This is a genomic window from Rhizobium sp. GR12, assembly GCF_036596185.1.
GTDB lineage: Bacteria > Pseudomonadota > Alphaproteobacteria > Rhizobiales > Rhizobiaceae > Agrobacterium > Agrobacterium nepotum.
The window spans coordinates 1-24336 of the sequence record NZ_JASXTH010000012.1 but is presented as its reverse complement, the minus strand read 5'-3'; the positions used below and the strand labels follow the sequence as shown (position 1 = coordinate 24336).

Sequence of the window (24336 nt, the reverse complement as noted above, 5' to 3'; positions counted from 1 at the left end):
TAGAATCCATCGCCGCTCCCTCTCCTATTGCAGATCCCATAAGGCACTCCCGGTGCATTATGGTCGTCGATGACGAGCCCGATGTGCTCGATGCCATCCGTCAGCTCCTCACGGTGGTCGGATACCGTGTCTATGCCGGGAGGTCGGCTAGGGAAGTAACCCAGCTTCACACGACAATGTCAGGCCACAGTCGATCGCCTGTAGATCTCATAATAGCGGATTACAGGCTGGAGAACGGAGCAACGGGTCTGGATGTTATTGGCGAACTCCAGCAATATATCGGCCGATCAATACCGGCATTCCTGCTGTCGGGTGACACCTCTCCGTCCGTATTGAAATCGATATCGGAAAGCGGCTATCGCCTCCTCAGCAAGCCGGTTGATGGGGACGAACTGCAAAAAGCAATTGCTGAAGCGTTCAACCCCTTTCCAGCTGAATTAAGCTTGGACCTGCGTCTGAAAGTGCCGTCATCTGCCTGCCGCTCCTGACAATCCTTCTGGTGGGCCAGGAGTCCATTCCCGTTAGCCTCCTGACGCCGATTGCGCAGATCACCGAGGGTCAGGCGGGATTGGCGAACGTTAAAGTCATAGAACCGACGCTGGCTGGTTCGTCTTCTGTGCAAACACCTGATAGAGTAGTGGACTGCTGATTGTAACGATCGGACATCATCTTCAAGGGTCGAAAATATTCGACGAAACCGGAGGACATTTATGGGCTGGAAAACACCGAAGTTTGAATATGTGAATGGGTACAAGATCGTCGAAATCGATGGTCCTGCCTTCGAAGTTCACGATGGCGAACGTCAGCTAGGAGAAAGTTTCCCCTACTCCGGCGAAGCTGCCGCTTACGCAAAATCTTTGCCAAAGCGAGATCATCAGAGCAATCAGGCAGGAAGCCTGCGAAAATCATAGGCAAACCCGATCAACGATTGCGAAGCAGAATTTGACAAACTCCCATCTTCCCTCAGCCTTGGCGTCGCTTGGCTGGTCTGACTTTTTCGCCGACCAGATCGGCCCGACCGAAACAGAGCTGTTGCCCAGGCGCGTAGCGTCGGTTCACCGGACACGCATCGAGGCGATCGGCGTCACAGGGCCAGTCAAGGTGGAGATTCCAGCCGATGTTAACACGGCTGACCTCGCGGTGGGCGATTGGATACTTGCCGACCCCCTGTCCGGCATGCTCGTCAGCCGCCTCGACCGAAAGACCCTGTTTCAGCGACGACCAGAGGTCGGACGCGGCCAGCAACTTGTTGCCGCCAACATCGATACACTGTTGATCGTGACATCGTGCAACGCCGATTTCAATATTGACCGTTTAGAACGTTATCTGATCACGGCTAACCAAGCAGGAACCAAGCCGGTGATCGTTTTGACGAAAGCTGACACCTCGGCCGACGTTAGCCTATTTCAAGCCCAGGCCGAAGCTTTGCAGCGTGACCTACCTGTTGTTGCCCTGAACGGGCGCTCTGCCGATGCAATTGCTCTTTTGAGTCCCTGGTGTGGCATTGGCCAAACGATCGCCCTGGTAGGATCTTCCGGTGTCGGAAAGTCAACGCTGGTGAACACGCTGATTGGACCTGAATCTGACTCAATGCAAAAAACCGGGACCATTCGCGAATATGACGCGCAAGGCCGTCACACCACGACCGCACGATCGCTGCATGCTATTGCAGGCGGCGGCTGGGTTATAGATACGCCGGGAATAAGAACACTTCTTGTCAGCGACGTCACGGACGGGATCGACACGCTTTTTTCCGACATAGTGGAACTGGCGCCGCTTTGCCGATTTCGTGATTGCACCCATGCGCATGAGCCGGGCTGCGCCGTTCAGGCAGCAGTCAAAAGCGGCGTTTTGGCCGCAGACCGCGTCGACCGCTGGAGACGCCTTGTTTCAGAAAACCGCGACAGAACACCCGTCATCAGCGGACCACGCGGCAACAAGAGCGTTCGAAAGAAAAAATATTGAGGCTCTGCACACCTTGAAGATATGAAGTTTCGCCCCGTGAATTCTTGGGGGCGATCTTCCTGTCTGGGAACCGGGTATGTATTGTGCCAGACATAGAGGGCTCTACTCATGTGAAGTCGCTACCGTCGCTTTGCCAAAGTCAAACGCGACAGCATGACGATAAGGCCGACAACCACTGTGACGGCAATGAACAGGAATGCGGCGGCAGCAATTGCGGGGCTGATATTTTCCCTGATGCTGGAGAACATCTGCCGTGCCAATGTGCGCTGGTTCGGGCCGGCGACGAAGAGTGTCAAGACGACTTCATCGAGCGAAGTTGCGAATGCCAGGACGGCTCCGGACAGGACGCCTGGCATGGCAAGCGGCAGAGTGACGCGTCGAAAGACTGTTATGGGCGAAGCACCCAGGCTTTCTGCAGCGAGTTCCACGCGCCTGTCGATTCCGGCTAACGCGCCTGTCACGCTCACCACGACGAAGGGGACGGCAACGACGGTGTGCGCGATAATCACACCGGCATAGCTGTTTGTGAGACCGAAGCGCGCAAGCAGTACCTGCATTCCGACACCCAGAACGACTGCCGGTACTACCATCGGCAGAAGAAAGAGCGTGCGCATCGTTCCGCGAAAGAAGATGAGCCGGTTGCGCAAACCGAGTGACGCTGCCGTACCGAGCACGGTCGCAAGCGAGGTCGTTCCCGTGCCGATGATGATGCTGTTGACGATCGCCCGCCGCCAGGCATCCGCCGTGAACAGTTCCTCGAACCAGCGCAGCGACCAGGATGGGATTGGATAGGTGAGGATGACGCTGGAGGTGAAGGCAAGCGGCAGGATGGCTATGAGTGGCGCCACAAGGAAGAGCATCGTTATCGACGCGAAAGCGAATTTGGTGAGCTTCATCGGCATGGCCTAATACCTTTCCGATTCTTCGGCGGAGAGCCGCGCATAGACGCTATAGAGAATCAATGTCGCGACCAGCAGGACGACGCCCAGTGCGCCGGCCATGCCCCAGTTCGCCGACCCGATGGCGTAAAACGCGATGATCGATGAGATCATCTGATCGCCCGGCCCGCCGATCAGCGCGGGCGTGATGTAATAGCCGATCGCCGAGATAAACACGAGCAGGCTACCGGAGGCGACGCCGCGCAGGCTGAGCGGCAGAAGCACGCGCAGGAAGGCGCGTAGCGGATGGGCGCCCAGCGATGCTGCCGCCGGCATCAGGTTCTTCGGAATGGTGATCAACACCGAATAGATCGGCAGCACCATAAACGGTAGCAGCACATGGGTCATGGCGATGATCACGCCCGTGCGGTTGAAGATCAGCGGCAGCGGGCTATCGATCAGGCCAAGCATTTGCAAGGCATCGTTGATAAGCCCTTTTTCCTGCAAAAGGATGAACCAAGCCGCGGTGCGCACAAGAAGCGAGGTCCAGAGGGGCAGGAGGACGGCGCCCAACATCAGGTCACGCTTCCAGCCGGTGAGCGAAGCCGCGATGATCGCATAGGGAAAACCGATACATGCACAGGCGAAGGTGACGAGGCCCGCGATCCAGAATGTGCGAATGAGAATGGTGCGGTTGGCCGACTGATCGGCGGGCAGGTGTTCGATCTGCCCGGTCGCGTTGCGACCGAGATCGACGGCGGCCAGCAGGTTCCGGTCCGTCAGCGGCGATAGCGCATCGGCAATTGCCAACCAGAATTCCGGCTTCTCCCAGCGCTTATCGATGGTAACGAGATCGACGGGCGGATTTGCCGTATCTGCGAGCGCGCTGGTGGTCTTCGACATCAACGTGCGGAAACCGGAGCGGGCGCTGTTGAGGCGTCGCACCATGTCGCCAAGCGCCTGATCGTCAGCGACCGCCTTCAAATCGTCCATCAGCGCGGTTTGCATGGCGCTGCTCGGCGGCGAGATCCGGTCCCATCCCGGAAGCACTTCGGCGCTGCGCGGCAGCAGGCGCAGCACGGCGGTATCGGACACCGACTGCGACATCATGCTGAACAGCGGCCAGACAAAAAAGCCGAGAAGGAAGATGAGCAGTGGCGCCAGCAGAAGCAGCGACCGGCTGGTTCGGGATGTCAGCGCTTTCATGGCGAAATGACCCGACAATCATCGGCCGAAAAGGCGGCGTAGACCTTGGTGCCCGGCTGAAACTCGCGCGATCGCCGGCCAAGCTTCGCGATCAGTTGATGCGACGCATTCTGCAACTGAACACGCAGATGATCCCCCTGATAAACCGAGTCGGTGATCTCCGCTTCCAGACAGTTGTGCGCCTCGCCTCGCGTCTCGCTGAGATCGACCCGTTCGGGGCGGATGGACACATACACTGTCTGGCCGGGGGAAACCGTGGCGGAAACGGCCGATAAGACTTCAGCGCCGGACGGGAGGCGGACAACAGCCTGGCCTGCCTGAACCGCCTCGACCACACCTTCAACCAGATTGGTTTCGCCGATAAATTCAGCGACGAAGCGCGTCGCGGGTTCATCATAGACCTGCCGCGGTGTTCCGATCTGCTCGATCTTGCCCTTGTTGAAGACGGCCACGCGGTCCGACATGGTCAGCGCCTCCGACTGGTCATGGGTGACGAAGACGATGGTCAGACCAAGACGTCTATGCAGGTCGCGGATGTCGAGTTGCATCTGTTCGCGCAATTGCTTGTCGAGCGCCCCGAGCGGCTCGTCCATCAAAACGACGCGTGGTTCGAAAACCAGGGCGCGGGACAGCGCCACGCGCTGCTGCTGACCACCGGAAAGCTGGGACGGGCGACGGTCGGCAAAGGCTGACAGCTGCACCATGTCCAGCGCCCTTGCAACGCGTTTGCCGATCTCCGCTTTGCCCATGCCGCGCATCTGGAGTGGAAAAGCGACATTTTCCCCAACCGACATATGGGGAAACAATGCGTAACTCTGGAACACGACACCCATGTCGCGCTTGTAGGTCGGCACATTATTGATGGCATTGCCGTCCAGCAAAATAGTGCCCGAGGTAGCCTGCTCGAAACCGGCGAGCATCATCAGCAGCGTCGTCTTGCCGGAGCCTGACGGGCCAAGCAGGCTGACGAATTCGCCCTTGTCTATGCCGAGATCGAGGTTTTCGACGACGCAGAGCGGGCCATAGAATTTCGTAATGTTGTCAAATCGAATGAATTCCGCCACGGAAGACTCCATCACTTGAGGCAGACGACGTCTCACCGGGAAACCACGGAAAATGCATCTGACCAGAAAGGAAGGGCACTCTTTTAGAGCGCCCTTCTGCGAGGACGGCCTTACTGGGCAAGCCAGGCGTTGAAACGCTGCGTCAGCGTCTCTGCATTGTCGATCCAGAAATCGACATTCAGCGGAATCGAGTCGGTCATATTTGCCGGATCAGTGGGCAGATCCTTGGCAAATTTCTCCGGGACCTTGGCTGCGGCATCCTTGTTCGGCAGGCCGTAGGCGACGAATTCCGGTAGCTTGGCCTGGTTTTCGGGCTGGCTTGCAAACGCGATGAAGTCCTGCGCGGCATCCTTGTTCTCGGCGTCTTTCAACACGACCCAGCTGTCGACAGCGTAGATGCTGCCGGGAAAAACGACCTTGAAATTCTTGCCTTCGGATCGGTTTATGCCGGTGATACGGCCGTTGTAGGCCGATGTCATCGCCACTTCACCTGATGCCAGGAACTGAAGCGGCTGTGCACCCGATTCCCACCAGACGATGCTGGACTTCAGCTCGTCGAGCTTCTTGAACGCGCGCGCCACGCCCTCTTCCGTGGCCAGGACATCATAGAGTTTGTCCTTTGATACGCCATCGGCGAGCAGTGCGAATTCGAGCGTGTATTTCGGTCCCTTGCGCAGCGAGCGCTTGCCGGGGAATTTCTTGACATCCCAGAAATCGGCCCAGGTTGCAGGGCCCACCTTCAGCTTGTCGCCATCATAGGCAATTGCGGTCGACCAGACGATGGCGCCCACGCCACAATCATTGACGGCGGAGTCGAGAAACTTGTCCTTGCCGCCCATCTTGTCCCAGTTGATCTTCTCATAGAGACCATCTGCACAGCCAAGCGCCAGCTCTTCGGCTTCCACCTGAACCGCATCCCAGTTCGGCGCGCCGGCCTTGACCTTCGACTGGATGACACCGATGCCGCCATCCCAAGCCTCGTCCAAAACCGGTTTCCCCGTCTTTTCTGCAAAGGGTTTGAAGTAGATGTTGCGCTGCGCATCCTGGTAATTGCCGCCCCAGGAGACGACGGTCAGGTCCCGCGCAAAGGCCGGCGAGACAAGGCTTGCGGACACAATGACGGCCACGGCCGCCAGAACTCCGGGTTTCACGAAAGCTTTCATGGCATTCCCCTTTTTTGGTTATTGCAGGAACCGATAGGTCCTGTTCCGATAATGATTTCTTCATGCAAATCGTCGCCCATCGTCGCCTTTGGCATATCGATGTCGTGCAGTCTTTCCGGCTGATGCTCACCCATCTCCCTTTGGGTGCCTTCAGTCGATAGAACCATTTACGATCATTGCCGGTCGACGGCGAATGGATCGTTTTCAGACGTGCTGCCCTCCGTTGATGTGGATTTCGGCGCCGTTGATGTAGGACGATGGCTCCGTGCAGAGAAAATAGATGGTTTCTGCGACTTCGCGCGGGTCACCCAACCTCTGCATGGGCACTTCCGCCGCCACGAGGGCGTCGGTCCCGGGCGACAGGATCGATGTCTCGATTTCACCGGGAGCGATGGCGTTTGCCCTGACCCCACGGCGGCCGAATTCATGCGCCATTTCCCGCGTCAGCGAGCCAAGGGCCGCCTTGGACGCCGCATAGGCAACACCGGCAAATGGATGGACCCGCGTTCCCGCAATGGAGGTGACGTTGACGATCGACCCCTTGGCCGCTTCAAGCTCCGGTATCAGGGCGCGGGCGATCAGCGCCGTCGATACGACATTGACATTAAGCACCTGCGTCCAGATGTCCGCGTCCGTGCCCGTGACGCCGAGGCGGCTCCTGTCCGGCCCCTTCGGCGAAATGCCGGCATTGTTGACCAGCGCGTGCAACCGGCCATTGGGCAGCCGTTCCCGCACGGTTGCAGCAAGGCGGTCAATCTGCGTCAGGTCGGAAAGATCCGCCTGAATATGGCTTTCGCGAGCCGACGGCCAGGCACATTCCTCGGAGAAAGGTTGGCGCGACACTGTTAGTATGCGCCAGCCCTTCGATTGAAACAGCTTCACCGTGGCGTGGCCTATGCCGCGGCTTGCCCCTGTCAACAACATGTAACGCCGTTCTTCGGTCATTCGAGCATTCTCTGTTGATGTTTGATGCATCGTAATTCGGAATCCGCGAAATGCAAGCCTTCTCTCTCCAAAGCCTATCCCTGTCGTAACTGACGCTCGTTTTCCCGCTCCAGGCGTTCCAGTATAGGCTTCCCGCCGAGCAGGATATCATCGACGATTGCCATGGAAGCAGCCGCAGAATCGTGGCGCTTGAGGGCGTCGATGACCGGATAATGATGGTCGATCATCGTCCGCCCACCTTGAATATAGGCATCAGAAATATGTGGGCCCATCTGCAGCCAGAGCCGCCGCAGGATGCCGTTCAGAAGCGGAAGTCCGGCAATTTTCGGCAGCATGAAGTGGAAGACCTGATTGAGTTCCGTACCTTTCAACCGGTCGCCATTGGCGATTGCCTGTTCATTTTCACGCAAAATACTCTCCAATGCGGCGATATCGGCACTCGTTGCCAGCTGCGCGGCGGTTTCCGCAGCCAATCCTTCAAGCCGTAAACGGATCGCTCGGATTTCCTTGTAACGGCTCTCGTTCATGCCTGGAATCCGGATATCTCGAGGCGAGCGGAAGATGATCGCCTCATCATTGGCCAGCCGCAGGATGGCATCGCGGATCGGCGTTACGCTCGTGCCGAATTGCTCCGCGAGATCGCGGATCTTCAACCGATCGCCTGGCCGGAATTGCCCCTGGATCAGGGCATCGCACAGCTTGCCGTAAATCGCACTATTCAGGTTCTCATATTCCAGTATCGGAAATTCAGGCATGGACTGGTCCGAAAAATTGCGTAATAAGATACTTGATGCATCTTATTACGCAGGTTGCAAGCTTCGTTTTTCACCGCGGTGATATTTGTGACGGACAAGGCATGGGCGTGCGACCGGGAAAACAAATTTCCACAGGTAGCACAAGCCGATGAAAGCAGCGGCGATAGAGTGAGACGCAGAGAATCACGCGTAATGGAGGACGCATGACGAAGCCATCGACTGCCATCGAGAAAACGGACTCCATGCTGGCGACATGGAATGTGACGGGACTGGCCGATGCAGAGGCCACGGTCCGGGATATCTATGGCTTTTCCGGCACTGCAAAGAGGCTTTCCAGCGAGCGCGACGAGACCTTTCTGTTTACGCGCGACGACGGAACCGAGTTCGTCCTGAAGATCGCCAACCCCGCAGAAGATCCGCTCGCGCTCGATTTTCAGGACGGTGCACTCTTGCATCTTGCATCAGCCGCACCCTCCGTTCCCGTGCCACGGCTTGTCTTCACGAATAGCGGCGAACGGAGCCACACTCTGGAAACGTCTGACGGTCCACGCACCATGCGCCTGCTGACCTTCCTTCGCGGCGAATTGCAGTACCGCACGCAAAACTGCGAAGCGCAGAGCCGGAATGTCGGCCGGGCATTGGCCGCGCTCGGGGTTGGCCTTGAAAACTACAATGGACGTCCTCCGGCCGGAAAGCTGATGTGGGACATTTCTCACACGCTCGATCTCGCCAACGTTATCGACCATGTCGCGCCGGAGCGTCGCGCACGGGTGGACGCGATACTGCGCGAATTCGAGCGCGCGACGTCTGCGATCAACGGGCTTGGGCGTCGCCAGATCATCCATAACGACTTCAATCCGCACAATATACTGCTCAACCCGGACAGGCAGACCGAGGTCGTGGGCATCATCGACTTCGGCGACATGGTGCATGCGCCGCTCGTCAACGATCTTGCGGTGGCGCTTTCCTATCATCTGGCGACGGACAATTGGGCTGCGCGAATTGGCGCCTTTCTGGAGGGTTATCGCTCTGCACGCACGCTTGAACCCGCCGAACTGGAGCTTCTGCCGGCGCTGATCCGGGCCCGACTTGCGATGTCGATCATCATTGCCGAATGGCGCTCGGCACGAGTGCCCGAGAACGCCAGCTATATCATGCGCAACCACGCCTCTGCCTGGCGGGGCATCCTCAACATCTCCGATTTAACACCCGCACAGCTGAAAACGCTCGTGCCGAACCTTTCCGAGGCTTGAATCATGTCGATGGTAAATGCTTTCTCGCACGAAGACTTCGAACGGCTGGATGAAACCGAACGCGCGCTGATCGCTCGTCGTGAAAAGGTACTGGGGCCTGCCTACCGTCTCTTCTACGAAAAGCCGCTTCACCTCGTGCGCGGCGAAGGCGTCTTCCTCTATGACAGTGCCGGCGAAAAATATCTCGACGCCTACAACAACGTCGCGTCGCTCGGACATTGCCACCCGCGCGTTGTGGAAGCGGTCACGAAGCAGACCGCGATCCTCAACACCCACACACGTTACCTGCACGAAGGCATTGTCGAATATGCCGAAACGCTGACGGCGACATTCCCCGAAACGCTCAGTCAGGCCATGTTTACCTGCACAGGCAGCGAAGCAAACGACCTGGCATTTCGGATCGCCCGTTTTGTCACCGGCGGGACCGGCATTATCGCCACGGAGCTTGCCTATCATGGGCTGACAAGCGCTGTGGCGGAGTTTTCTCCCTCGCTCGGTGAAACCGTGACGCTCGGGCCGCATGTGCGGACCATTCCAGCTCCGGACAGCTATCGTCATTCGCCTGACGAGATGATGGAAAAGTTCGGTCGCGACGTGCGTGCAGCCATCGCCGACCTGAAGCGCCACGGCATCAAGCCAGCCATGCTGATCGTCGACACGATATTCTCAAGCGATGGCATTTTCGCCGGGCCGAAGGGGTTTCTCAAACCTGCGGTGGATGCGATCCACGAGGCCGGTGCCCTCTTCATCGCCGACGAAGTGCAACCCGGCTTCGGCCGTACCGGTGAAACAATGTGGGGGTTCGAACGCCACGGCGTTTCACCCGACATGGTGACGATCGGCAAGCCCATGGGCAACGGCTATCCGATGGCGGGCATCGTGCTGCGCCCGGAGGTCATCGCCGAATTCGGTCCGCGCGCGCGGTATTTCAACACCTTCGGCGGCAATCCGGTGGCCGCAGCCGCCGGCAAGGCTGTGCTTGACACGATCCGCATCGAAGGCCTGCAGCAAAATGCGCTCGAGGTCGGACGCTACTTGATGGAGGGTCTGAGAAGTCTCTCTCACCCGGCAATCGGTGATGTACGCGGCTCTGGTCTATTCATCGGCGTAGAGATCGTCGGTGAACCAGCCACAAAACGTCCGGATGCTGCCTTGACGACCCGTATCGTAAACGGTCTTCGTGATCGCCGCATTCTTATCAGCGCCTCCGGCCCCAATGCCAACATCCTGAAAATCCGACCTCCACTCGTTTTCTCACGCGAGAACGCCGATATGCTGCTGGAAGCTTTGGACGACACACTGAAGACTGGGCGATGATGGCAGCGGCAACCCCGTTTTCCGGGTGTGAAACGGCGAAGCAAAATGACGGCGAATGGCGCGCCCTCGACATGCTATTGTCACCGGACAAAGAAACTGCCAGTATCCGCTGGCAGGCCCCAATGGGTCGCTGATATTCCATGAGCAGGGTAGCTCTCGACCGGAAACGGGCGGGAGCTTTTTTATTTTTTGGGTGGCGATGATGAATTCAAAAAGCTGGCGGGTCGGTGTGCTGTTCTCCGAAACGGGCGTGACCGGAGCCGTGGAAAAAACCCAGAGGGCCGCAAGCTTGCTGGCGATCAACGAAATCAATGCGGCGGGCGGCGTGCTTGGCCGGGCGATCGAACCCGTCGCCTACGATCCGCAATCAACTCCTAATCTCTATAAGGAGCTTGCGGTCAAGCTTTGCGACGAAGATCGGATCCGGGTCGTTTTCGGTTGCCATATGTCGAGCACCCGCAAAGCTGTTCTGCCCGTCATCGAGGCCCGTAATGCATTGTTGTTCTATCCGACGCTGTACGAGGGTTTCGAATATTCCCGGAACTGTATCTACACAGGCGCAGCCCCTAATCAAAACTCCGTCCAATTGGTCGATTTCCTCATCAAGCATTATGGAAAACGAGTTTTTCTCGTGGGTTCGAACTACGTCTATCCTTATGAATCGAACCGGACGATCAGCGACCTCTTTCTTCAAGTGGGCGGACAGGTTCTGGACGAGATGTATGTTCCGCTGAATCTCAAGACCGAGGATGTCGCCAAGATCATCCGGCACATCCGCGCGGCACGGCCGGACGTCATCTATTCGACGATCGTTGGCGATGGTATCATTCCGTTCTACACGGCGTTCAAGGAGGCGGGATTCGATGCATCGATGATGCCGATCGCGAGTCAATCGACAAGCGAGGCCGACGTGATCCGCATGCGGCCGGAAGTGGCCGAGGGGCATATCACCGCAGCCCCCTTTTTCGCCTCTCTGGATACACCCCGCGCCCGCGCCTTCGTCTCGGCTTACCAGCAGCGATACGGCCTGCAGATGCTGCCGACCGCTCCGGCCGAAGCTGCCTATTTCCAGGTTTATCTCTATGCGGCGGCGTTGCAGCGTGCCGGTGGCGACGGGCTCGAGCAGCTTCTGCCGGCCCTCTATGAGGTCGAGTACGACGCCCCGCAGGGCGCTGTGAAGATAGACCGCCTGACAAACCACACGCATCTGTGGCCAAGAGTGGCAAGGGTGAATGCGCAAGGCGGTTATGACATCGTCTATGATCCGTCGTTGCGCGTCGCGCCAGATCCGTTCATGCGCGAATATCGCCCGGACCTGACGCAGACCTTCCCACATCGTGTTCAGGTCTGAGAGGGAGCGACGATGTCTTTCGCCCTTCTCAGAGATTTGCGGGACCTCAAGGTTCTGGTTATCCATCCCCGGACATCCGAAGGAGAGTTCCTGGTCGATCATCTACGCCGTATTGGCTGTACGGTCAGTTGCCTCTGGCCGGTGCCTTCCGAGTTGCCAAACGGCACAGATGTCGTTTTCCTTGCAATGGAAGATGAGGCGCGACCGGAAATCGAACGCCTGCTGAAGTGTCTCCCCAATCCTGCTCCGACCATGCTCGCCATTGTCGGTTACGAAAACCCCTCCACATTGCAGATCGTTCTGGAAAGCGGCGCGCTTGCCATTGTCGAGAGGCCGATCAAACCGTTCGGTTTGCTGACCAATCTCGCCATCGCCCGCAGCCTCTGGCTGGAGCGTCAGAAGCTCGTCAAGGAAGCGCGCAAATATAAGCGCAAGGTATTGGGTGACCAGAAGCTTGCCCGGGCCAAGGCCATTCTGATGGCCAATCGCGGCACCAGCGAGAATGAGGCGTATCGCGAAATGCGTGAGCAGGCGATGGCCCGGCGTGTGCCGATCGATGAAATCGCCAATTCGATTATCAACGCGGAACAGCTCTTGCGCCCGTCCCAAAAACATGATTAGTTTTTCATGTGTTTCAAATAAACACCTCCGGCACATCCCTTCGCTTCGCGAAGCCATGTGCCGCTGTTGCACGCGGCCTGGCCGTGATGCGGTGATGGCAAGGGTGCCCGCAGGCTGTGAAAAGCCTCGCGGGTTTTTTGTTGTCTGCTGACAGTGACGTCAGCCCTCCAACCAAATTTTCGGCACGAAAGCCTCACCATCGAGTCAGGCAGTGCCGCCGCGTGCGCCAATCAAAAAAAGGGGAACCAAGATGGTGTTCAACAGACGAGAATTTCTGAAAACCGCAGCCACCGCTTCCGCCGCACTCACCCTGCCAGCTCTGGGCAGCCGGGCCTTTGCAGCTGATGCCATCAAGGTCGGTGCGCTCTACTCCCAGACGGGTGGGCTTTCTGTTGCCGAGAAACTTCTGGCCAACGGGGTCATGATGGCCGTGGCCGAAATCAACGCGGCGGGCGGCGTTCTCGGCCGCCAGGTCGAAGTGGTCGTGGAAGACGGAGCTTCCGACCCGAAGACCTTTAGCGAAAAGGCGTCGAAGCTGATCCTCAAGGACAAGATTTCGACTGTATTCGGCTGCCACACCTCCGCCAGCCGCAAGGCCGTACTGCCGATCTTCGAACGGCGCGGCGCGATGCTGTTTTACCAGACGCACTACGAAGGCTTCGAATGCTCGCGCAATGTCGTCTATTCCGGCGCCGTTCCGAACCAGCAACTCTCCAACTACATTCCCTGGATCGTCGAGAAGCTGGGCAAGAAGAAGTTCTTCATCGTTGGCTCGAACTATGTCTACCCGCGCGAGATGGCCAAGGTTTCCAAGAAACTGATCGAGGCGGCCGGCGCAGAATGGGTGGCGGACGAATATCTGGAGCTTGGCCACTCGGAATGGGCCGTCATGGTCAGCAAGATCAAGGAGTCCGGCGCTGACGTGGTCTTGTCCAATGTCGTCGGCGACTCGATCATCGCCTTTTACCGCGAGTTCAAGAACCAGGGGCTCTCGCAGGAGGTTATCCCGATCTGCGCCACGGTCACGTCCGAAATCGAGATCGCAGCCATGGGCGCCGAATATGCGGCCGGCAGCTACACCTCGTTCCCCTACTTCATGTCGATCGAAACGCCAGCCAACAAGAGCTTCATCGACCGCTTCAGGACGTTCGTCAACGACCCGAAAGCCGTGACATATCACTCGCTCGAAGCCGCCTATTTCCAGGTATTTCTGTGGAAGCAGGCGGTCGAAAAATCCGGCGACCTGTCAGCCGACGCGATCCGGGCCGGCATTCGCGGCCAGACCTATGACGCACCTGGCGGCAAGGTGACCACAGACCCCGACAACCTGCATTGCTGGCTGACGCCCCGGATCGGGCAATGGCAGCCGGACGGCCAGAGCAAGGTGGTCAACGCCTACCCCGCGCCGATCAAGCCGCTGCCCTATTCGGCCTATGGTGAAACGGAAAGCAATCTGTTCTGCACCGGCAAGGGTCTCGACGCAGCAAAGCTCAAGGGCTGACCCCTCCCCGCGTCGTCCCGCCATCCATGTGTGGCGGGACCATGTCTCGGCAAGACGGGTCTGCGCTTTTCCTGTGCGCAGCGCCGATCCGCTTCGGGGATCGGCAAGGAGCAGGAACAAGCTTGGCCCGGCCTTTTCACCAACGGTGGCGTTATGCTCGACATTCTCTTTATCGGCCTCAGTCTCGGCTCGATCCTTCTTCTGGTGGCACTTGGCCTCGCCATCACCTACGGCGCCATGGGCGTCATCAACATGGCCCACGGCGAAATGGTGATGATCGGCGCCTACGTCGCAGTCCTCTCGGGCATTTGGCTAAAAACAAGCCTTTTGCTCGCGATACCGCTGGCTTTCTTCGTGACGGCGTTGCTCGGTCTCGCGATCGAACGGGTGGTCGTAAGGTGGCTCTACGGGCGCCTGCTGGACACGCTTCTCGCAACATGGGGCATCGCCATCCTTTTGCAGCAGGCGGTAAGGCTCGAATTCGGTTTGTCTTTTTTCGGCATTCATATCGAAGGCCTTGGAGCAGGACTGCAGAATGTCGCGGTGCCTTCGTTTCTGCAAGGCACGTTCAGGCTCGCGGGGGCGGACATCAACGCGTACCGCACCTTCACCATCGCGGTTACGGCAGCGCTGACGCTTATGACGTGGTTCATTCTCTACCGGACGACGGCGGGCATGCAGGTGCGCGCCATCATCCGCAATCCGAAAATGGCTGCGGCCTGCGGCATCGACGTGAAACGCGTCAACGCCATGACGTTTGCTTTCGGTTCCGGTCTTGCCGGTGTCGCCGGCGTCATGATGTCCGGCTTCAAGACCGTCTTTCCCGACATGGGCACGACCATGGTCGTCGACGGATTCATGGTGGTCGTCACCGGCGGGGTCGGCAGCCTTTTCGGGACCATCCTGTCTTCGGGGCTTCTGGGCGAAATCAATGCGCTGGTCGCCATCGGGACCAACGACATTCTGGCACGCGCCGTCGTTTTCGGAGTCGTCATCCTCGTCATTCTCGTCAAGCCCAGCGGGCTGTTCTCATTCAAGGGACGCTGACATGAGCATCGAACGAAAATTCCAGATCGCCGCCTATGTCATATTCATCGCGCTGATCTTTGCAGCACCCGTCTTCGGTGACGAGTTCTGGCTGAACCGCATTTCGAAATATCTTGTCTACGGCATGCTCGGCGTGGCCATCGCGCTCACATGGGGCTATGCAGGCATCCTAAATCTCGGCCAGGGACTGTTTTTCGGCCTGGGCGCTTACATGCTCGCCATGTCGCTGAAGCTGTCGAGTCTGACCAGTCTGCAACAGGGCTCTGACAAGCCTGTTCCGGATTTCATGCTCTGGAATGCCGAGCCCGGCGCACCGACGGAACTGTGCTGCATCAACAAGGGCTCCTTCCTCTGGCTTCCCTTTCAAAGCCAGTCGGTGGGTCTCGTACTCGGCATCATGCTTCCAGTGGTGATTGCCGGCGCACTCGGTATGCTGGTTTTCCGCAAGCGCATTTCCGGCGTGTTCGTCTCGATCATCACGCTGGCGCTTGTTCTGCTCGTGCGTCTCATCATGGTCGATGCGCAACCGGTGACAAACGGCTTTAACGGCCTGACGGATCTTGGATGGCTGACGATCGGCGGCATCGAATTCGACCCCTACAGCCGGGCGACCTATTATCTGTGCGCCGTGTGCCTGTCGCTGACACTCATCGGTGCCCGTGTTGTGGTGGAAACCCGTGCAGGCCTCATCCTGCAGGCAATCCGCGACGATCATGTTCGCGCCCGCTATCTCGGTTTCGACGTCTCGCTCTATCAGGTGTTCTTCTTCGCCATTTCGGCGGGGATCGCCGGCGTTGCCGGCATGCTCTACGTGGTCGTCGCGGAGTTCGCCTCTCCGACGTTCATGGATCTGTCCTTCTCGGTGACGATGGTCGTCTGGGCTGCCGTCGGCGGCCGTTCCTCCCTGCTTGGCGCCTGCATCGGCGCGATCCTGATCAACATGATCGAGGCTGAAGTCAGCGAGACCGAAGCACTGGTCGAGGCGTGGAAAGCGATCATCGGCCTCATCTTCGTCCTCGTCGTTCTGTTCATGCCACGTGGTCTTGGGGGCCTTGCACATGATGTGCTGCGGCAGTTTATCCGCCGGCTCAAACCAGGTGCGGCATCTTCATCATTGCAGCAGCAAAGCGAGGCATTGTGACATGAGTGCGATCGCATTGACCATCGACGGTCTCAGCGTCGATTTCGGCGGTTTCAGAGCCGTCAACAATGTCAGCATCACCGTCTTCGACGGCGAGCTGCGTGTGCTGCTCGGTGCAAACGGCGCCGGCAAGACGACCTTGATGGATCTGGTCAGCGGCAAGACCCACAGTACGCAGGGCAAGGTCTTCGTCTACGACACCGACATCACCAACTGGCCAGAACACAGGATTGCACGCGCCGGAATTGGCCGGAAATTCCAGATCCCCAGCGTCTTTCGTGATCTGACGGTGCGGCAGAACCTGGAGGTCGCCAATTGCCGTAACCCTTCCGTGCTTGCCAATCTCCGGTTTGGGTTTTCGCGGGCCGAGGCAAGGCGTGTGGACGACGTTCTGGCACTAACGGGCCTCGAAGCCGAGCAGAACGCGATGGCCGCCTATCTCAGTCACGGCCAGACACAGTGGCTGGAGCTGGGCATGCTTATCGTCCAGGATCCCAAGGTGGTTCTGCTCGACGAGCCAACGGCTGGCATGACCCAGGCGGAGACCCGCAAGACCGCAGAGATCATCAACAACCTCAAAGGTCGCCATACGATCCTCGTCGTCGAACACGACATGGGGTTCGTCCGCGAAATCGCCGAGCACATCACCGTTCTCCATCTCGGGGAGGTTCTGGCGGAGGGAAGCGTCGAAGATATCGAGCGCAATCCTAACGTCCGTGCAGCCTATCTCGGTTCGAAAGGAATATCCTGATGCTGTCATTGAAAGACGTGCACAGCTATTATGGCCGCAGCCATATCCTGCACGGCGTCACGCTCGATATTCCGGCCGGCAAGGTGACGAGCATTCTCGGCCGCAACGGCACCGGGAAAACGACGCTGTTGAAAACCCTGATGGCGCTGACCGACCGCATGACGGGCGAAATGCGCCTGCAGGGAACGGACATCGCCTCCTCCCCGACGCATATGCGGGCACGGGCCGGGATCGCCTATGTCCCCCAGGGCAGGGAGATCATTCCGGACTTTACCATCGGCGAGAACATCCTGATGGGCGCCTTTGCGCGTGCCGATCGCAAACGCGAAATTCCAGCGCTGGTGCCGGAACTTTTTCCTTACCTGATGGCCAATCTCGATCGACCGGGCGGCGTGCTTTCGGGCGGCCAGCAACAGCAGCTTGCCATCGCCCGCGCCCTGGCCTCGGATCCAAAAGTGCTGCTTCTCGATGAACCCAACGAAGGCATTCAGCCCTCCATCGTCGAGGAGATTGAAAAGATCATCATCCGGCTCAATCGAGAGATCGGCATTACGATCGTCCTCGTTGAGCAAAACGTCGCATTTGCGCGGCATGCGTCTCACCAGTTCGCAATGCTGGAGAAGGGAAGCGTCGTTGCGGCTGGCGCGATCGACACGCTGTCCGACGCTCTTGTTCATCGGCATATGGCTCTTTGAGACAGCCGGATACCCTTTCAATAGAGACAATGGAAAAACCATGACATTGATACAGAGCTACACCGCCGCCGCCATCCAGTTCGAACCGACCATGTTTGAAAAGGCACGCAATATCGGTCGGCTGGCAGCCCTTTGCGAGGAAGCGGCGGAGGCAGGTGCGCGCCTGATCGTCACGCCTGAAATGGGCACGACCGGCTATTGCTGGTTTGACAGAGCGGAAGTGAAACCTTTCGTCGAGACTATCCCCGGACCAACCACCGATGTCTTCCAGGCCATTGCCAGCAGACACCACTGCTACATTGTCGTCGGCATGCCGGAAGTCGATCCGGCGAGCGATCTCTATTATAATACCGCCGTTCTGATCGGCCCCGAGGGCGTCGTCGGCAGGCACCGCAAGTCGCACCCCTATATCGCCGAACCGAAATGGGCCGCCAACGGCGATATCGTCCACGAAGTGTTCGAAACGGAGATCGGCCGGATATCGATGCTGGTCTGCATGGATCTGCACTTCTTCGAGACAGCACGGCTGGAGGCTCTGGCCGGTGCCGACATCATCTGCCACATCTCCAACTGGCTACAGGAACGCACGCCCGCACCCTACTGGATCAACCGCGCCTTCGAAAACGCGTGCTATGTCATCGAAAGCAATCGGTGGGGATTGGAGAGAACCGTGCAGTTTTCCGGGGGAAGCTGCCTGATCGAGCCCGACGGAACGGTCGCCGCGTCAATCGATACAGGCGACGGAATTGCCTATGGCACGGTCGATCTTGCACGCGCCCGCCGCCGCGAGGTCTTGTGCGAGCCGGTGTTCAAGTCCCGCCGACCAGAGCTCTACATGAACATGATGACCAACAGTTTCACCTGGAATCCAGGCGACTACTTCCGCCTCTATGGCTATCAGCCCATCCCAGGCGGACGCGCATCGCGTGCCGCCGTTGCCCAGTTCGCCCCGTCCTCTGTGATCGCCGACAACATTGCCCGCATTACCAAGCTGGCAACCGAGGCGAAAGAGACATCAGCGCCGGACATTCTGGTTTTTCCGGAACTGTCGCTGACCGGACTGGACGCGCCGCAAAGCCGGGCGGAGCCGCTCTCTGGCCCGACGGTATCGGCCTTCGTTCGTCTGGCAATGAAGCTCGGCTTCCATCTTGTCGCCGGATTTGCCGAGGCGGATGGAGACAAGGTCTATAACAGCGCGATCCTTGCAGGCCCCGAGGGACTTGTGGGCAGCTACCGCAAGACACATCTTGGAATTGCCGATAGCTGGGCGACGGCTGGCGACGAATGGAAAGTCTACGATCTTGCCATTGGCCGCGTCGGCCTGGCTATTGGCCACGACGCGCTCTATCCGGAAGCCATCCGTTCGCTCTCGTTGATGGGATGCGATCTGGTCGCCTGCCCCTCCGCGATCGCCGGTACGTTCACCGGCGGTCACGCCGGCACGAAAATCCCGCACAACTATCCGATTCCCAAGGGCGCAGACCCCTATCACTGGCATGCGTTGCGCGTGCGCGGCGGCGAAAACAACGTCTATTTCGCCTTCGCCAATGTGCTGGATGCGGCGCGGGGATACCTCGGCAAAAGTGCGGTGTTCGGACCGGATTCCTTTGCCTTTCCGCGCCAGGAATCGGCGATCCTGGACGAAGACGGGATTGCTGCGGCAACCGTCGACACCACCAATCTCGATACGCCCTATCCGACAAATATTGTTCGGAGAAAGGACCTTGTCGTCATGCGCCAACCGCATCACTATCAGCCGCTGGTCAAGTGGCATCAATGAGAGACTAGCACGATGTACGCATTCACATTTGCAACCGCCCCGCAGATAATTGCAGGACCGGGCTGCATCGCAAGGCTTTCGGAACTGAAGACCCGGCTCGGGTCGCGTGTTCTGGTGATTTCGGACGAAGGGGTCGTCAAGGCGGGGCTGGTGCAGCCCGCCCTCACCAGCCTTTCGGGAGGCGGCGCCGAAATATCTATCTTCACCGGCGTCGTCGCCGACCCGCCGGAAGCAATCGTTCATGCGGCTGTGGAGCAGGCGGTTGGTTTTGGAGCCACGGGTGTACTTGGCATTGGGGGCGGCTCATCGCTCGATGTCGCGAAGCTGGTGGCGCTTCTGGCCAAAAGCGGCGAAGCGCTCGGCAATATCTACGGGGTTGGCAATGTGACCGGACAGCGTCTGCCGCTGGTGCTTGTGCCCACTACGGCAGGCACCGGATCAGAAGTCACACCGATTTCCATCGTGACCACAGGCGCACATCAGAAAAAGGGCGTCGTATCGCCGATCCTGCTACCGGATGCGGCCCTTCTCGACGCAAACCTGACAATCGGCCTTCCTCCAGCCGTAACGGCTGCAACGGGAATTGACGCCATGGTGCACGCCATCGAGGCTTTCACCTCTGCAAGTGCAAACAACAATCCGGTTTCGCGTACCCTTGCCAAGGAGGCTCTTCGGCTTCTCGGGGCGAATATCGATATCGCCGTCAAGACCGGAACCGATCTGGCCGCCAGGCAGGCGATGTTGCTAGGCGCGATGCTCGCCGGCCAGGCCTTTGCCAATTCGCCGGTCGCCGCCGTCCATGCGCTCGCCTATCCGATCGGTGGCCATTATCACGTCCCGCACGGCCTTTCCAACAGTCTTGTCCTACCGCATGTCCTGCGCTTCAATGCGAGCGAATGTGGCGATGCTTATGCCGAGCTGGCGCCTTGCATCTTTCCTCACCTTGAGCCTGTCGGTCAAGCCGAGCGGCTTTCCGGTTTTATCGAAGGGTTGGCGATGCTCCCTATGCGCCTGAACCTGCCCGTGCGTTTACGGGATGTCGGAATTTCCAAGGAGGGGCTTCCTCTGCTGGCGCAAAGCGCGATGGAACAGACCCGTCTGCTCGTCAACAATCCGCGCCCGGTGTCTCTATCGGATGCCGCCGGTATCTACGAAGCCGCTTGGTAGACAGGTGCTAGATGCTGGTTCGCGTCTGACGTGACAATCACCTCAGCCTGAAGCTAACTGTGCCGCCTCGACCTTCATGTCTTCCCTGGCACAGGCTGCAGCCGAAGAAAGATGCAGTGCCAGAATGCAAATTTTCTTCGGAACAATCCGTAGATGTTGAAGTTACCCTTCGTCAGGAGGAGGACCATCTATGACCATCAAAGCCACTCTCGTGGGGGCAGCCGCTGCCCTGTCAATGCTTTTTTCAACTGTCGCACTGGCACAGACCGACTTGACGATGTGGTATCACGGTGCGGGCAACGTGGAAGAACGCAAAATTCTGGCCGGCATCATCGACGACTTCAATTCGTCTCAGTCAGACTGGCGGGTCTCGCTTCAGGAATTCCCGCAAAATGCATATAACGAATCCGTCACCGCCGCTGCGCTTTCCAACAAGCTGCCCGACATTCTCGATGTCGACGGGCCGAACATGCCGAACTGGGCATGGTCCGGTTATCTGCAACCACTGAAGATCGATGAGGCAAAGCTTGCGAATTTCCTGCCCGGTGCGGTGGGCAGGTGGGGAGACAAGCTCTATTCGGTCGGCCTGTGGGATGCAGCCGTAGCAGTATTCGCCCGCAAATCAGTTCTCGACGAAAACGGCATTCGTATTCCAACGCTTGACCAACCGTGGACCGGTGAGGAGTTCAATACAGCTCTCGAAAAGCTCGCTGCGAGCGGTAAGTTCGAATATGCAATCGACCTTGGCATGGCCGATAAAACCGAATGGTACAGCTATGCTTTCAGCCCGTTTCTGGAAAGCTTCGGCGGCAGCTTGATTGACAAGGAAGGTTATCAAACCGCCGAGGACTTTCTCAACGGAGACAATGCCGTCAAGTTCGGCGAATGGTGGCAATCTTTATTCGAGAAAAAGCTAGCCCCCGGAACATCGCAATCACCTGCCGACCATGAAACCGGCTTTCTGGAAGGTCGCCATGCCCTGCAATGGATGGGCAACTGGGTTGCGGTGAAGGCTCTGGAGAAATACGGAGACGATCTGCTGTTCCTGCCTGCGCCTGATTTCGGGCAGGGTCCGAAGATCGGCGCCGGATCCTGGCAGTTTGGCGTATCGGCCACCAGCAAACATCCGGAAGGCGCATCGGCCTTCATCGAATTCGCCATACAGGACAAATATCTCGCGCAATTCTCGGATGCGATCGGCCTTATCCCGGCCACGTCCTCGGCTGCCCAGATGACGAAGAACTACAAGCAGGGCGGCCCACTCGAAGTTTTCTTCGAACTGTCCAAGCGCCAGGGAACGTTGCGTCCGGTGACCCCCGCTTACGCCTTCATGTCGCCGGTCTTTTCCAAGGCTGTTTCCGATATTGCCAACGGCGCGGACGTTGCCGATACACTGGACAACGCAACGGACGAGATAAACAACAACATAGAGCGCAATTCCGGCTACCAACCCAAATAGGGGTACGGATCGATGACGCTCTTTTCTTCGCAGGGAAAGCTGACCCGGAACAGTCTCACGGGTTGGTTCATGGCTGCGCCGGCGATGGTGCTGATCGGGCTGTTCCTGATCACACCCTTTTTGCTGGGGCTCGGTTTTTCCTTCACCAACCAGCGGCTGACATCTCCCAATCCGACCGAGTTTGTCGGCATTGAAAACTATACCCGGCTGCTGGGTGTCGGAGTGCTGACGCTCGAGCCGGAGAAGGAGGCGGATGGGAGCATCAAGCGCGATGCGGATGGCACCATCTCCTATCCGAGAATTCGAAGTTTCACGCGCAACAATCCCGACTATCCACACCTGGAGGGAATGCGGGAATATAAGAGCTTCACCTGGGGCGAGAAACAGGTCGTCATTCTCGCGAGCGACGTCGTATTTTTAACGGCGCTCGTCAACACGCTTTCCTTCGTGGTGGTCGTTGCGCCGGTTCAGGCTGCGCTGGCGCTGTTTCTTGCCCTGCTGGTGAACCAGAAGGTCCCCGGCGTCACGATTTTCCGCGCGATCTATTTCATGCCGGTGGTGCTATCGGTGGTGGTGGTGGCGCTTCTGTGGCGGTTTATCTATGCGGCGGATAACGGGCTGCTCAACAGCCTTTTGAGTTACATGAGCTTCGGGTTGTTCCAGCCCATCGACTGGTTGGGCAGAACCGATACCGCTCTATGGGCCATCCTGGTGATGTCGGTTTGGCAGGGCGTCGGTTTCCACATGGTCATATGGCTTTCCGGCCTGCAAACCATCTCCCCTGATCTTTACGAGGCAGCTGATGTCGAAGGAGCGAACCGCTGGCAGAAATTCAGCATGATAACCTGGCCGCTTCTGCGCAACACCGCGGTGCTCATTATCATTGTCATTACCATGCAGGCTTTTGCGCTTTTTGCGCAGATCGATGTGATGACCAAAGGCGGGCCGCGCGATTCTACCCAGAGCATCGTCTATCAGGCGGTTGAGCGCGGATACCGCCAGCAGGACATTGCCGCAGGTTCCGCAATCTCTGTCGTGCTGTTCCTGCTTGTTCTGTGCATTTCGCTGATACAGCGATACCTGACAAGGGAGAAGCAATGATGCAGGCCGGACAACGCAAGAGCCTCACTTTTCTCATCGGCAACTATGTCCTCATGGTCGCCTTCGCGGCGATCTTCATTCTGCCCCTGTTGTTCATGGGGTTCTCGTCGCTGAAACCGACCGACCAGTTGTTGAGCGATGCCGCGTCGATACGCGCATTCCTGCCGGTGGGAAATCTCACACTCGAAAACTACGCCGCGGCTTTCGCCCGGGCGCCGATTGCAACGTTCATATTCAATTCGGTTCTGGTAACGGGCGTTACCGTGTTTCTCGCATTGCTGCTGGGTTCGCTTGCCGCCTTCGCCTTCACCTTTTTGAACTGGCGCGGAAAGGATGTTCTCTTCTCGATCATCCTCGCCACGCTCATCATTCCCTTTGAAACCATTGCCGTGCCGCTACTGCTGGAAGTCAACAATCTGCCATGGATCGGCAGCGACGGGTTTACCTGGGGATGGTTGAATTCCTGGCATGTGCAGATCATTCCATGGATCGCGGACGGGCTGACGATTTTCCTCTTCGCGCAATATTTCAAGGATCTGCCGAAGGAATTGCTGGAGGCGGCGCGCATCGACGGGGCCAGCTGGCTGCGGATTTACGCGCAGGTGGTGATGCCGCTCAGCGGCCCGGTCATCGCAACGGCCGCGATCTTGAAATTTCTCGTCATGTACAGCCAGCAGTATCTATGGCCGCTTCTTGTTACCCAATCCGAGACATACAGGCCTGTGATGGTAGGCCTGCAATACTTCTTCCAGCTCAACACGCCTTGGGGTGAAGTCATGGCGTATCTCACCATCATCACGCTGCCGGTGCTGATCTTTTATCTCTGCCTGCAGCGGCTGTTCATCTCCAGTATCGCGGCGAGCGGGATAAAGGGGTGACGCCTCGGCCTGCACAGGGTGAGCGTAACCGGTAGCAGCTTACGAGTTGTGTTTCCGATTTCTGATCGTGGTGGCAGACTGGAAACAGTGGACTTGTTTCCGATGATCTCTGATTTGAACCGTTTTTGGTTTGAGTTTTCCGGTCCCTCCACCGAGATCGACCTGGACGCCGAACACCAAAAAGGGCTCCGAGTTTCCGCGGAGCCCTTTGATATTTCTATATTTGGTTGCGGGGGCAGGATTTGAACCTGCGGCCTTCAGGTTATGAGCCTGACGAGCTACCGGGCTGCTCCACCCC

Annotated in this window: 23 protein-coding genes; 17 read left to right on the top strand and 6 right to left on the bottom strand. The window is 58.2% G+C overall.

Going from position 1 to position 24336, the window contains the following annotated elements; genetic code table 11:
* The first annotated feature begins 59 nt into the window (after positions 1–59).
* The 3 genes from QSK43_RS20210 to rsgA all read left to right on the top strand — a co-directional run bounded on the left by QSK43_RS20210 (position 60) and on the right by rsgA (position 1965).
* Positions 60–488 carry a response regulator gene (locus QSK43_RS20210; protein ID WP_332304970.1) on the top strand — a complete coding sequence of 143 codons (429 nt, stop codon included), beginning with the start codon at positions 60–62 and terminating at the stop codon, positions 486–488.
* 222 nt (positions 489–710) lie between these two features.
* Positions 711–911 (top strand): hypothetical protein, encoded by a 201-nt coding sequence (locus tag QSK43_RS20205; RefSeq protein WP_045020097.1) that lies wholly within the window; start codon positions 711–713, stop codon positions 909–911.
* 31 nt (positions 912–942) lie between these two features.
* Positions 943–1965 carry a ribosome small subunit-dependent GTPase A gene (rsgA, locus tag QSK43_RS20200; RefSeq protein ID WP_332304969.1) on the top strand — a complete coding sequence of 341 codons (1023 nt, stop codon included), beginning with the start codon at positions 943–945 and terminating at the stop codon, positions 1963–1965.
* 119 nt (positions 1966–2084) lie between these two features.
* Here rsgA and QSK43_RS20195 read toward each other — a convergent pair whose 3' ends face one another.
* The 6 genes from QSK43_RS20195 to QSK43_RS20170 form a co-directional block, all read right to left on the bottom strand.
* Positions 2085–2867 carry an ABC transporter permease gene (locus QSK43_RS20195; protein WP_332304968.1) on the bottom strand — a complete coding sequence of 261 codons (783 nt, stop codon included), beginning with the start codon at positions 2865–2867 and terminating at the stop codon, positions 2085–2087.
* Between the two features lie 3 nt (positions 2868–2870).
* The gene (locus tag QSK43_RS20190; RefSeq protein WP_332304967.1) at positions 2871–4049 is read right to left on the bottom strand and encodes an ABC transporter permease; all 1179 of its coding nucleotides are present in this window, start codon (positions 4047–4049) and stop codon (positions 2871–2873) included.
* Positions 4046–5125: an ABC transporter ATP-binding protein gene (locus QSK43_RS20185; protein ID WP_045020101.1), complete on the bottom strand. Its 1080-nt coding sequence runs from the start codon at positions 5123–5125 to the stop codon at positions 4046–4048. Before QSK43_RS20185 ends, QSK43_RS20190 begins: the two co-directional genes overlap by 4 nt.
* A gap of 98 nt (positions 5126–5223) precedes the next feature.
* Entirely contained in the window at positions 5224–6276 is a 1053-nt protein-coding gene (locus QSK43_RS20180) for an ABC transporter substrate-binding protein (protein ID WP_442967865.1), read from the bottom strand.
* Positions 6277–6480: 204 nt separating this feature from the next.
* Positions 6481–7221 carry an SDR family NAD(P)-dependent oxidoreductase gene (locus tag QSK43_RS20175; protein ID WP_045020107.1) on the bottom strand — a complete coding sequence of 247 codons (741 nt, stop codon included), beginning with the start codon at positions 7219–7221 and terminating at the stop codon, positions 6481–6483.
* Between the two features lie 74 nt (positions 7222–7295).
* The gene (locus tag QSK43_RS20170; protein ID WP_332304966.1) at positions 7296–7976 is read right to left on the bottom strand and encodes a GntR family transcriptional regulator; all 681 of its coding nucleotides are present in this window, start codon (positions 7974–7976) and stop codon (positions 7296–7298) included.
* A gap of 203 nt (positions 7977–8179) precedes the next feature.
* Between QSK43_RS20170 and QSK43_RS20165 the strand changes: the two genes are divergently transcribed.
* The 14 genes from QSK43_RS20165 (at position 8180) to QSK43_RS20100 (ending at position 24038) form a co-directional block, all read left to right on the top strand.
* Positions 8180–9229 carry a phosphotransferase enzyme family protein gene (locus QSK43_RS20165; RefSeq protein ID WP_332304965.1) on the top strand — a complete coding sequence of 350 codons (1050 nt, stop codon included), beginning with the start codon at positions 8180–8182 and terminating at the stop codon, positions 9227–9229.
* A gap of 3 nt (positions 9230–9232) precedes the next feature.
* Positions 9233–10546 carry an aspartate aminotransferase family protein gene (locus tag QSK43_RS20160; protein ID WP_332304964.1) on the top strand — a complete coding sequence of 438 codons (1314 nt, stop codon included), beginning with the start codon at positions 9233–9235 and terminating at the stop codon, positions 10544–10546.
* Positions 10547–10745: 199 nt separating this feature from the next.
* Entirely contained in the window at positions 10746–11897 is a 1152-nt protein-coding gene (locus QSK43_RS20155) for a transporter substrate-binding domain-containing protein (RefSeq protein ID WP_332305090.1), read from the top strand.
* A gap of 12 nt (positions 11898–11909) precedes the next feature.
* Positions 11910–12518, top strand: coding sequence for an ANTAR domain-containing response regulator (locus QSK43_RS20150; RefSeq protein ID WP_332304963.1), 609 nt, complete (start codon positions 11910–11912; stop codon positions 12516–12518).
* A gap of 250 nt (positions 12519–12768) precedes the next feature.
* Positions 12769–14019 (top strand): transporter substrate-binding domain-containing protein, encoded by a 1251-nt coding sequence (locus tag QSK43_RS20145; protein WP_332304962.1) that lies wholly within the window; start codon positions 12769–12771, stop codon positions 14017–14019.
* Positions 14020–14172: 153 nt separating this feature from the next.
* Complete coding sequence (gene urtB, locus QSK43_RS20140; protein ID WP_332304961.1) at positions 14173–15066, top strand: urea ABC transporter permease subunit UrtB; 894 nt, start codon at positions 14173–14175, stop codon at positions 15064–15066.
* 1 nt (position 15067) lies between these two features.
* Positions 15068–16207: an urea ABC transporter permease subunit UrtC gene (urtC, locus tag QSK43_RS20135; protein ID WP_332304960.1), complete on the top strand. Its 1140-nt coding sequence runs from the start codon at positions 15068–15070 to the stop codon at positions 16205–16207.
* A 1-nt stretch (position 16208) separates the two neighbouring features.
* Positions 16209–16958 carry an urea ABC transporter ATP-binding protein UrtD gene (gene urtD, locus QSK43_RS20130; RefSeq protein WP_332304959.1) on the top strand — a complete coding sequence of 250 codons (750 nt, stop codon included), beginning with the start codon at positions 16209–16211 and terminating at the stop codon, positions 16956–16958.
* Complete coding sequence (urtE, locus tag QSK43_RS20125; protein WP_332304958.1) at positions 16958–17653, top strand: urea ABC transporter ATP-binding subunit UrtE; 696 nt, start codon at positions 16958–16960, stop codon at positions 17651–17653. The genes urtD and urtE overlap by 1 nt, the downstream gene beginning before the upstream one ends.
* A 40-nt stretch (positions 17654–17693) precedes the next feature.
* Positions 17694–19433 carry a nitrilase-related carbon-nitrogen hydrolase gene (locus QSK43_RS20120; protein ID WP_332304957.1) on the top strand — a complete coding sequence of 580 codons (1740 nt, stop codon included), beginning with the start codon at positions 17694–17696 and terminating at the stop codon, positions 19431–19433.
* Positions 19434–19445: 12 nt separating this feature from the next.
* A complete protein-coding gene (locus QSK43_RS20115) occupies positions 19446–20600 on the top strand; it encodes an iron-containing alcohol dehydrogenase (protein WP_332304956.1) in 1155 nt (384 codons plus the stop codon).
* Between the two features lie 190 nt (positions 20601–20790).
* Positions 20791–22059, top strand: a complete 1269-nt coding sequence (locus tag QSK43_RS20110; RefSeq protein WP_332304955.1) for a sugar ABC transporter substrate-binding protein — start codon at positions 20791–20793, stop codon at positions 22057–22059.
* 12 nt (positions 22060–22071) lie between these two features.
* A complete protein-coding gene (locus QSK43_RS20105; protein WP_332304954.1) occupies positions 22072–23160 on the top strand; it encodes a carbohydrate ABC transporter permease in 1089 nt (362 codons plus the stop codon).
* A complete protein-coding gene (locus QSK43_RS20100; RefSeq protein ID WP_332304953.1) occupies positions 23160–24038 on the top strand; it encodes a carbohydrate ABC transporter permease in 879 nt (292 codons plus the stop codon). Before QSK43_RS20105 ends, QSK43_RS20100 begins: the two co-directional genes overlap by 1 nt.
* Positions 24039–24336: the final 298 nt, after the last annotated feature.

Bases quoted from the DNA above. Each gene is read 5' to 3' on its own strand.
- QSK43_RS20210 (WP_332304970.1), top strand. From the start codon at position 60: ATGGTCGTCGATGACGAGCCCGATGTGCTCGATGCCATCCGTCAGCTC.
- QSK43_RS20205 (WP_045020097.1), top strand. From the start codon at position 711: ATGGGCTGGAAAACACCGAAGTTTGAATATGTGAATGGGTACAAGATC.
- QSK43_RS20195 (WP_332304968.1), bottom strand. From the start codon at position 2,867: ATGCCGATGAAGCTCACCAAATTCGCTTTCGCGTCGATAACGATGCTC.
- QSK43_RS20190 (WP_332304967.1), bottom strand. From the start codon at position 4,049: ATGAAAGCGCTGACATCCCGAACCAGCCGGTCGCTGCTTCTGCTGGCG.
- QSK43_RS20185 (WP_045020101.1), bottom strand. From the start codon at position 5,125: ATGGAGTCTTCCGTGGCGGAATTCATTCGATTTGACAACATTACGAAA.
- QSK43_RS20180 (WP_442967865.1), bottom strand. From the start codon at position 6,276: ATGAAAGCTTTCGTGAAACCCGGAGTTCTGGCGGCCGTGGCCGTCATT.
- QSK43_RS20175 (WP_045020107.1), bottom strand. From the start codon at position 7,221: ATGACCGAAGAACGGCGTTACATGTTGTTGACAGGGGCAAGCCGCGGC.
- QSK43_RS20170 (WP_332304966.1), bottom strand. From the start codon at position 7,976: ATGCCTGAATTTCCGATACTGGAATATGAGAACCTGAATAGTGCGATT.
- QSK43_RS20165 (WP_332304965.1), top strand. From the start codon at position 8,180: ATGACGAAGCCATCGACTGCCATCGAGAAAACGGACTCCATGCTGGCG.
- QSK43_RS20160 (WP_332304964.1), top strand. From the start codon at position 9,233: ATGTCGATGGTAAATGCTTTCTCGCACGAAGACTTCGAACGGCTGGAT.
- QSK43_RS20155 (WP_332305090.1), top strand. From the start codon at position 10,746: ATGATGAATTCAAAAAGCTGGCGGGTCGGTGTGCTGTTCTCCGAAACG.
- QSK43_RS20150 (WP_332304963.1), top strand. From the start codon at position 11,910: ATGTCTTTCGCCCTTCTCAGAGATTTGCGGGACCTCAAGGTTCTGGTT.
- QSK43_RS20145 (WP_332304962.1), top strand. From the start codon at position 12,769: ATGGTGTTCAACAGACGAGAATTTCTGAAAACCGCAGCCACCGCTTCC.
- urtB (WP_332304961.1), top strand. From the start codon at position 14,173: ATGCTCGACATTCTCTTTATCGGCCTCAGTCTCGGCTCGATCCTTCTT.
- urtC (WP_332304960.1), top strand. From the start codon at position 15,068: ATGAGCATCGAACGAAAATTCCAGATCGCCGCCTATGTCATATTCATC.
- urtD (WP_332304959.1), top strand. From the start codon at position 16,209: ATGAGTGCGATCGCATTGACCATCGACGGTCTCAGCGTCGATTTCGGC.
- urtE (WP_332304958.1), top strand. From the start codon at position 16,958: ATGCTGTCATTGAAAGACGTGCACAGCTATTATGGCCGCAGCCATATC.
- QSK43_RS20120 (WP_332304957.1), top strand. From the start codon at position 17,694: ATGACATTGATACAGAGCTACACCGCCGCCGCCATCCAGTTCGAACCG.
- QSK43_RS20115 (WP_332304956.1), top strand. From the start codon at position 19,446: ATGTACGCATTCACATTTGCAACCGCCCCGCAGATAATTGCAGGACCG.
- QSK43_RS20110 (WP_332304955.1), top strand. From the start codon at position 20,791: ATGACCATCAAAGCCACTCTCGTGGGGGCAGCCGCTGCCCTGTCAATG.
- QSK43_RS20105 (WP_332304954.1), top strand. From the start codon at position 22,072: ATGACGCTCTTTTCTTCGCAGGGAAAGCTGACCCGGAACAGTCTCACG.
- QSK43_RS20100 (WP_332304953.1), top strand. From the start codon at position 23,160: ATGCAGGCCGGACAACGCAAGAGCCTCACTTTTCTCATCGGCAACTAT.